The organism is Pseudomonas lopnurensis, assembly GCF_015070855.1.
GTDB lineage: Bacteria > Pseudomonadota > Gammaproteobacteria > Pseudomonadales > Pseudomonadaceae > Stutzerimonas > Stutzerimonas lopnurensis.
Map to the genome: position 1 here is coordinate 1 of NZ_JADDIX010000005.1, position 8,049 is coordinate 8,049.

At 66.2% G+C, this 8,049-nt stretch carries 8 protein-coding genes; 3 read left to right on the plus strand and 5 right to left on the minus strand.

All coding sequences use genetic code 11. The features are described from left to right. Window positions 1–722: tRNA cyclic N6-threonylcarbamoyladenosine(37) synthase TcdA (tcdA, locus tag IN820_RS00245; RefSeq protein ID WP_193679052.1), on the minus strand; the 722-nt coding region annotated here is incomplete at its 3' end. Window positions 723–848: 126 nt separating this feature from the next. Between tcdA and dapE the strand changes: the two genes are divergently transcribed. The 3 genes from dapE to IN820_RS00260 all read left to right on the plus strand — a co-directional run bounded on the left by dapE (window position 849) and on the right by IN820_RS00260 (window position 3,419). After that, window positions 849–1,997 carry a succinyl-diaminopimelate desuccinylase gene (gene dapE / locus IN820_RS00250; RefSeq protein ID WP_193679053.1) on the plus strand — a complete coding sequence of 383 codons (1,149 nt, stop codon included), beginning with the start codon at window positions 849–851 and terminating at the stop codon, window positions 1,995–1,997. Further along, window positions 1,991–2,797, plus strand: a complete 807-nt coding sequence (locus tag IN820_RS00255) for a putative RNA methyltransferase (RefSeq protein ID WP_193679054.1) — start codon at window positions 1,991–1,993, stop codon at window positions 2,795–2,797. The genes dapE and IN820_RS00255 overlap by 7 nt, the downstream gene beginning before the upstream one ends. A gap of 250 nt (window positions 2,798–3,047) precedes the next feature. Continuing rightward, the gene (locus IN820_RS00260) at window positions 3,048–3,419 is read left to right on the plus strand and encodes a hypothetical protein (protein WP_193679055.1); all 372 of its coding nucleotides are present in this window, start codon (window positions 3,048–3,050) and stop codon (window positions 3,417–3,419) included. A 383-nt stretch (window positions 3,420–3,802) separates the two neighbouring features. Here IN820_RS00260 and IN820_RS00265 read toward each other — a convergent pair whose 3' ends face one another. The 4 genes from IN820_RS00265 to IN820_RS00280 all read right to left on the minus strand — a co-directional run bounded on the left by IN820_RS00265 (window position 3,803) and on the right by IN820_RS00280 (window position 7,723). Next, window positions 3,803–4,012 (minus strand): cold shock domain-containing protein, encoded by a 210-nt coding sequence (locus IN820_RS00265; RefSeq protein WP_193679056.1) that lies wholly within the window; start codon window positions 4,010–4,012, stop codon window positions 3,803–3,805. Between the two features lie 214 nt (window positions 4,013–4,226). Next, window positions 4,227–6,062, minus strand: a complete 1,836-nt coding sequence (locus IN820_RS00270) for a GldG family protein (RefSeq protein ID WP_193679057.1) — start codon at window positions 6,060–6,062, stop codon at window positions 4,227–4,229. Between the two features lie 9 nt (window positions 6,063–6,071). Continuing rightward, window positions 6,072–6,803 carry an ABC transporter permease subunit gene (locus IN820_RS00275; protein WP_193679058.1) on the minus strand — a complete coding sequence of 244 codons (732 nt, stop codon included), beginning with the start codon at window positions 6,801–6,803 and terminating at the stop codon, window positions 6,072–6,074. Next, window positions 6,800–7,723, minus strand: coding sequence for an ABC transporter ATP-binding protein (locus tag IN820_RS00280; RefSeq protein WP_193679059.1), 924 nt, complete (start codon window positions 7,721–7,723; stop codon window positions 6,800–6,802). Before IN820_RS00280 ends, IN820_RS00275 begins: the two co-directional genes overlap by 4 nt. Between the last annotated feature and the right edge of the window lie 326 nt (window positions 7,724–8,049).

Consider the following 8,049-nt stretch of genomic DNA (forward strand, 5'->3'; position numbering starts at 1 on the left):
GCGGTGACCATGGTCACCGCGCCAAAGCCGCCGGCGCAGTCGAGCTTGACGCCCTCGCCGACGAAACTCTTGCTCTGGCAGACGCCGCCGTCCGGCTTCGGATAGCGCAACTGCTCGGTGGAGAACACGCAGGGCACGCTGTAGCTGCGCCCCGGCGTGCGGGAGAAGTTGTAGTCGCGGCGCAGCGTCGAGCGCACCTTGGCTGCCAGCGGGTCGTTGTAGGTCTTGTTGAGATCCGCGACCTGGATCTGCGTCGGGTCGATCTGCCCGCCGGCACCGCCGGTGGCGATGATCTGGATCTTGCGGCGCTTGCACCAGGCGATCAGCGCGGCCTTGGCGGCGACGCTGTCGATGCAGTCGACCACGCAATCCAGCGCCTCGGTGATGTAGTCGGCCATGGTGTCACGGGTCACGAAATCGGGCACGGCGTGAACCCGGCAGGCCGGGTTGATGGCGCGGATACGCGCGGCCATTTCGTCCACCTTGGGCTTGCCCACCGCGCCCTCCAGCGCATGGATCTGCCGGTTGGTGTTGGTGATGCAGACATCGTCCAGGTCGAACAGGCTGATCTCGCCGACCCCACTGCGCGCCAGGGCCTCGGCCGCCCAGGAACCCACCCCGCCGATACCGACCACCGCCACGTGGGCAACCATCAGCCGCTCGAGGCCGAGCCGGCCATACAGGCGGGCTATGCCGCCGAAACGCTGATCATCGATAGTCATGCCTGCTCCCCGAAAAAACCTGGCGATTATAAGACCTCCTCGCATGACGACCACAGCAGCCGGCCGTCACCGGAGCCCTGCGCTTTGCTTTAATATGGCGCCCTTTCCCGCCGTACCGGAGCCGAGATGACCGCCCCCGCCCTCTCCCCTACGCTCGAACTCGCCTGCGAGCTGATCAATCGTCCATCGGTCACGCCGCTGGACGAAGGCTGCCAGCAGCTCATGAGCGAGCGTCTCGCCGCCTGCGGTTTCGCCGTCGAACCGATGCCTATCGAGGACGTGGAAAACTTCTGGGCAATCCGTGGCAGCGAAGGCCCGGTGCTGTGCTTCGCCGGGCATACCGACGTGGTCCCGACCGGCCCGTTGCAGGCCTGGCAGAACCCGCCGTTCTCCGCGCGCATCGACGAACAGGGCATGCTCCATGGCCGTGGTGCGGCGGACATGAAAGGCAGCCTCGCCGCCATGGTCGTCGCGGTGGAGCGCTTCACCGCCGATCACTCCGATCACAAGGGCCGGATCGCCTTTCTCATCACCAGCGACGAGGAAGGTCCGGCGCACCACGGCACCAAGGCCGTCGTCGAGCGCCTGCGCGAACGCGGCCAGCGCCTGGACTGGTGCATCGTCGGCGAGCCGTCGAGTACCACGCTGGTCGGCGACGTGGTGAAGAACGGTCGCCGCGGCTCGCTCGGCGGCACGCTCACGGTGCGCGGCCAGCAGGGCCACGTGGCCTATCCGCACCTGGCGAAGAACCCGATCCACCTCGCCGCGCCGGCATTGGCCGAACTCGCCGCCGAGCACTGGGACGACGGCAACGCCTTCTTCCCGCCGACCAGCTTCCAGATCTCCAACCTGAATGCCGGTACTGGTGCGACCAACGTGATTCCCGGCACGCTGGAGGCGGTGTTCAACTTCCGTTTCTCCACCGAATCCACCGTCGAGCAGTTGCAGCAGCGCACCGCGGCAATCCTCGACAGGCACGGTCTGGACTGGAGCGTCGACTGGGCGCTGTCCGGCCTGCCCTTCCTCACCGAGCCGGGCGCGCTGCTCGACGGCGTGGCCAAGGCGATCCGCAGCGTCACTGGCCGCGAAACCACGCCATCCACCAGTGGCGGCACCTCGGATGGCCGCTTCATCGCCACCCTCGGTACCCAGGTGGTGGAACTCGGCCCGGTCAACGCCACCATCCACCAGGTCGACGAGCACATCCTCGCCAGCGATCTCGACCTGCTGACCGACATCTACTACCAGACCCTGGTGAACCTGCTCGCATGTTGATCTGCCCGATCTGCCAGGCGCCGTTGAGCCCGGTCGAAAACGGTGTCGCCTGCCCGGCCAACCACCGTTTCGATCGTGCGCGCCAGGGCTATCTGAACCTGCTGCCGGTGCAGCACAAGAACAGCCGCGCCCCCGGCGACAACCAGGCCATGGTCGAGGCCCGCCGGCGCTTTCTCGATGGCGGCCACTATGCACCGCTGGCCAGGCGCCTGGCCGAGCTGGCCGCCGAACGCGCGCCGCAGCGCTGGCTGGACATCGGTTGCGGCGAGGGTTACTACACCGCGCAGCTCGCCCAGGCGCTGCCGGATGCCGAAGGCCATGCGCTGGACATCTCCCGCGAGGCGGTCAAGCGCGCCTGCAAACGTGCGCCGCAGCTGCAATGGCTGGTCGCGAGCATGGCTCGCGTACCCCTGGCCGATGCCAGCTGCAACCTGCTGGCCAGCGTGTTCAGCCCGTTGGACTGGCAGGAAGCCCGGCGCCTGCTCGCGCCCGGCGGTGGCCTGCTGCGCATGGGCCCGACCCGCGAGCACCTGTGGGAGCTGCGTGCGCGGCTCTACGACGAGGTACGCGATTACGACGACCAGAAACACCTGTCGCTGATCCCGGACGGCATGCGCCTCGCCCACAGCGAAACCCTCGGCTTCGAGCTGCAACTGGACGACGCCCAGGCCCGCGCCGACCTGCTGGCCATGACCCCGCATGGCTGGCGCGCCAGCGCCGAGCGCCGCGCCGCGGTGATCGACACGCCCCTCAGCGTGCGGGTTGCGATACGCTACGACTGGATTCAGCGCGACGCCTAGGTCGCCTTTGTAGGAACGGGCCGTGCCCGCGAATAGGTGGGTGCAAGCTTCGCACGCATGCCGTGCTCCACGAAGGAAGATGCATTTGATATCGAGGCCTCCCCAGCATCACGACACAGATGATGGGCGGTGAACGTGCAGGAGCCAGCTTGCTGGCGATACTTCCGTTCGGCTCCGGCCAAAATCCATTCGATCATTGACTCGTTACGGACCGGCAGGTCCCGACACACCACCAGAAGGCAGCCGCCCCATGCGTCAACCGGACATCGAGATCTACCTCAGGGACGCCAGCCAGCAGGCCGTTGGTGAATGGCTGGAACAGGCCCTCGGCCCTTGCTCCCCCTGGCAGCAGAAAGGTCAGACCTTCAAGTGCAACGCCGCCGGGATTCCGCTGACCTGGCTGCCGAAGGCAGTGGGCAAGTGGCATTGCCTGCTACTGGAGAGCGACGCCACGCCCTGGGAGGACGACCTCGCCTGCGCCCGCGCGGCCCACCAGGCGCTGGGCGTGGAGATCCGCTGCGCACCGGGCGGCTGGCAGGAAGAAGAAGCCGACGAAGAAGCCGACCGCTGGATTCGTATCAGCGAGGATGGCGAGCAGGAGATCGTCTGGCGGACGGGCTGAAGACTGGGAGCTGGAAGCTGGAAGCTGGAAGCTGGAAGCTGGAAGCTGGAAGCCAGTATGGGGCCGCCTCCAGTGGTTCGGCGTGCACAGGCCGCTTTTGTGGGAGGCCCGCCCCCGGGGCGATGCTTTTAGGCCGTCGGGGCTCGCCTGGCGCGGCAGCAAGAAAAAACCGCTACCCCTGCCAAAGGCCAAAAAAGAAACCGTGCGGGCAATCGCCGAGCGTTGAGACACAAGAGAAAGCCCGTCTCGAGGACGTAATGCTGCTCACTTAACTGCCAGTTGGGCACGTAAGTCCCCTCTCCCATCAAGGGAGAGGGGAGATGCCGTGTCCCGGCGCTCAATCGAACGGCATTAGGTCTCGAGGACGGGGCTTTGCCGTCTCGTCAGAGTCCCGAGACGTCTTCGGCCTGCAGGCCTTTCTGGCCCTGGATCACCGAAAACTCCACCTGCTGGCCCTCGGCCAGGGAGCGGTGCCCTTCGCCGCGAATCGCGCGGTAATGCACGAAGACGTCCGCACCGTTACCGCGCTGAATGAATCCATAGCCTTTAGCATCGTTGAACCACTTGACGGTTCCGGTCTCGCGTTCAGCCATTACCACTTCTCCAACTCGCTTTTTGTTATTCCTCGGAAAGAGGAGTTCGACGGTTTGGCCCCCGCGCCGTCCGCTGCCAGGCGGCGGGACGTTGCGGTTGGAACCGACCGTCGCCGGAGTATAAAACAACCAAAATCGCTGTCAGCCTCTTTTTCGTTAGCGCTTTGCCAACGGCTTCTCCCGCACCGAACGGCGCCGGCACGGGGTTCGCCCATCAGGCCACCTTGCGCCGCCGCCACAGCCACAGCGCCAGCACCGCCAGGGTCAGCAGCAACGGCACCAGGGCGATATTGGCGAACTTCAGCGTCCGCCCCAGCGCCTCGATGTCGGCATTGAGCTGGTAGCGCACCTCGCGCAGTTCCTTGCGGATGCGCACCTTCTCCTGCAGGAACTGCCGCAGCGCCTGCTCCTGCTCGGCGCTCAGCTCCAGCGCCTGCTCGGGGTCGGGGCCCTGCAGTTCGGCCAGCTGCTGCTCGGTATCGGCCAGGCGCTGCTGCAGCACCTCTTCCTTCTCGCGGAAGCGGTTCTCGGCCTGGCGCTGCAGCGCCTCGACCACCACGAACGGGCGGGTGAAGCGGCCACGCGAACGCACGCTGATCAGCGCATCCGTGCCCGAGAGGTTGTCCAGCGCGTTGATCACGAAGGCGCCGTTGTCCGCCCACGGCTGCGGAACGCGCTGGCCGAAGAAGTCCTGCACCTGTACCCACATGCGGTCGCTGAGCATGTCGCTATCGGCCACGGCGATCACGTTGATGTTCCGGCTTTCCTTGATGCCGTCCTCGCGGCCTTCGATGCCCTCCGGAAAGGCCGTCTGCGCCGCCCCCTGGATGCGCGCCGCCAGCACGTAGCGCTCGCCGGTGGGCTCCAGGCCGCGCAGCAGCGTCTCCGGGTCGTCCAGCGTGGCGAAACGCTGGGCATCGACCGGCATCGCATAGCCGGAGCTGCGCAGCAGCGGCGTGAAGCGCGTCGTGGCGTTCTCCAGCGGTTCGAGGATGCCGCCGCTGGCGATGGTGAGATTTTCCAGCGCCGCGGTGGTGACGTCGTCCCGGTCCATGGCCGCCTGCGGCAGGCTCAGCCAGCCGGCATGCCGCACCGGGCGGCGCTCGGCGCCCATTCCCACGGACATCGCGTAGGACGCATCGGCGATCACCTTCTCGGGCACCATGCGCACGCCCCAGGCCTTGAACAGCGGTTCGAGATCCGACGCGCGCGGCTCGTCGAACTCGCCCGGGCCGAAGCCCATGCCTGGATCGGCCTCGCTGAACGGGTCGAGGAACAGCAGCAGCTTGCCGCCGCGCAGGACGAACTGGTCGATGGCGTACAGCGTCTGCTCGGGCAGCTCCTTGGGATGGATCAGCAGCAGCACCGACACGTTGGTCGGGATCATGTCGACGTCGCGCCGGAGGCTCTCGATGTGGAACAGCTGGCGAACTTCCTCCAGCACCATCCATGGCGGCGTCGCCTGCTGGGTGCGCATGTCGAAACCACCCGCCAGCTGCAGCCCGGACAGCACGCCGACCACCGGCAGCTCGGCCGTCGCCAGGCTCTGTACCAGGCGGCTGATCTCGTATTCGAGGAACTCCTCCTGGTCCAGCGGGAAGAACGGGATCGTCTGCGTAGCGCCCTCGGCGTTGGTGCCGGCCAGGCCGAAGTAGACCTTGTCGCCGCTCTGGTTCAGCGGCACCGCCTGCAGGCCGAACTCGGCGGCGCGGTCCTCCTCCTCGGAGAACGGCTGCGGGTCGATGACATGCAACTTGAGCTTGCCGCCGGAGGCACGCTGGTAGGCCTTGAGCATCTCCTCGACGCGGCGCGCATAGTTGCGCAGCGCCACCAGCTCCTTGGCCGCCTCGTCGGAATAGAAGAAGTGCAGCTCCAGTGGCTCCTGCAGGCCGGCGAGGATGCGCTCGGTGCCTGCGGAAACCGTGTAGAGCTTCTGCTCGGTAAGGTCCAGCCGGGCGTTGGTGAACAGCAGGCTGGACGCCATGTTGAAGGCCAGGAACGCCAGCGCGATCAGCAGCAGCCCGGCCCCGGAATAGATGACTCGTTTCATGTCGTTCCCTCAGGCGGCTTTCTTCAGGTCGACGACCACGGCGGTGGCCGCCAGCCAGGCGACGATCAGCGTGACGAAATACAGCAGGTCGCGCAGGTCGATCACCCCCTTGCTGATGGAATCGAAACGGATCAGGAAGCTCAGCGAAGCCACCGCATCGATCAGCCACTGCGGCGCCCAGGCGAAGGCATCCAGCACCATCGGCAATCCGCTGACGATGAACAGGAAGCACACCGCGACCGAGAGGATGAAGGCGATCACCTGGTTCTTCGCCAGCGCCGACATGCACGAGCCGATCGCCAGGAAGGCCCCGGCCAGCAGCCAGCTGCCCAGATAGGCCGCGGCGATCACGCCGTTGTCCGGCTCGCCCAGGTAGTTGACGGTGACGACCATCGGGAAGGTCAGCAGCAGTGCGATACCGGCGAACACCCAGGCGGCGAGGAACTTGCCGGTTACCGCCTCGAAGCGGGTGATCGGCAGCGTCATCAACAGTTCGATGGACCCGGACTTGCGCTCCTCGGCCCACAGACGCATGGCGATCGCCGGGACCAGGAACAGGTAGAGCCAGGTATGGAAGCTGAAGAAGGGCGTGAGGTCGGCCTGGCCACGCTCGTAGAAGCCGCCCAGGTAGAAGGTGAACACCCCGGACAGCACCAGGAAGATCACGATGAAGACATAGGCGAGCGGCGTGGCGAAGTAGCTGGCCAGCTCACGCTTGAAGATCACCGGCAACTGGCTCATAGCGCCTCCCCGCGGGTCAGAGTACGGAACACTTCGTCCAGCCGGCCGCGCTCCACGTCCAGCTCCTTCACCGCCCAGCCCTGCTGGCCGATCAGCGCATTGACCTGCGGGAAGATCACCTGGCCCGGCTGCGCCAGCACGGTCAGGCTGTGCTCGCGCTCGTTGAGCTCGACGCCGGCCACGCCCGGCAGCGCAGCCAGGGCGATGTCGTCCAGCGGAGCGTCGCTGACCAGGGTGACGGCCTGGTGGTACTTCGAACGGCTCTCCAGCTCCAGCGGCGTGCCATCGGCCACCAGCCTGCCGCCGGCGATCACCACCGCGCGGGTGCATACGGCCGTGACTTCCTCGAGGATATGGGTGGAGATGATCACGATCTTGTCATGGGCCAGGCCCTGTATCAGCTGGCGCACCTGATGCTTCTGGTTCGGGTCGAGGCCGTCGGTGGGCTCGTCGAGGATCAGCACCTTGGGATCGTGCAGGATCGCCTGGGCCAGGCCGGCGCGCCGCTTGAAGCCCTTGGACAGCGTCTCGATGGACTGTCCGAGCACCTGCCCCAGCTCCACCTGCGCGACCGCGGCCTCCACCCGCTGACGCTTGTCCGTGCCGCGGAAACCACGCACCTCGGCGATGAACTCGAGAAAACCGCGCACCGTCATGTCGCCATAGCAGGGCGCCCCTTCGGGCAGATAGCCGATCTGCCGCTGGGCCTGCAGGGTCTGGGTCTGGATGTCATGGCCGAGGATGCTGGCGGTGCCGGAGGTCGGCGCGAGAAAGCCGGTCAGCATCTTCATGGTGGTGGACTTGCCCGCGCCGTTCGGGCCGAGAAAGCCCAGCACCTCACCCGGCTGGACGCTGAATGACAGCGCATCCACTGCCGTGTGCTGGGCGAATCGCTTGGTCAGACTTTTTAATTCGATCATTCGCTCTCACCAGTACGCTCGAGGCCTGGCACGCCGCCCGTACGCCACGAGCCAGGCCCTGCAAAAAATGCCGGCGGAACTATAAGAAGAGCCCCGTGACGAATGCAACTGCACGAGTATGGCGGAAGGATTGCGGGAGGTTGCGGGGAATCGGTGGGTTGGATCACGACCAGCCCCCCGCCAAAGCGATCGAATGCCAGAAAACGTAGGAGCCAAGGCCAAAGGAACCTAATGCCGGTCAGATAAGGCTCGTCCTCCTCTGTAGTTACGGACGCTTTTTGTAGGAGGCGCCTGCGCGTCTTCGTCGCAGCGCTGTCGCGCAGCAA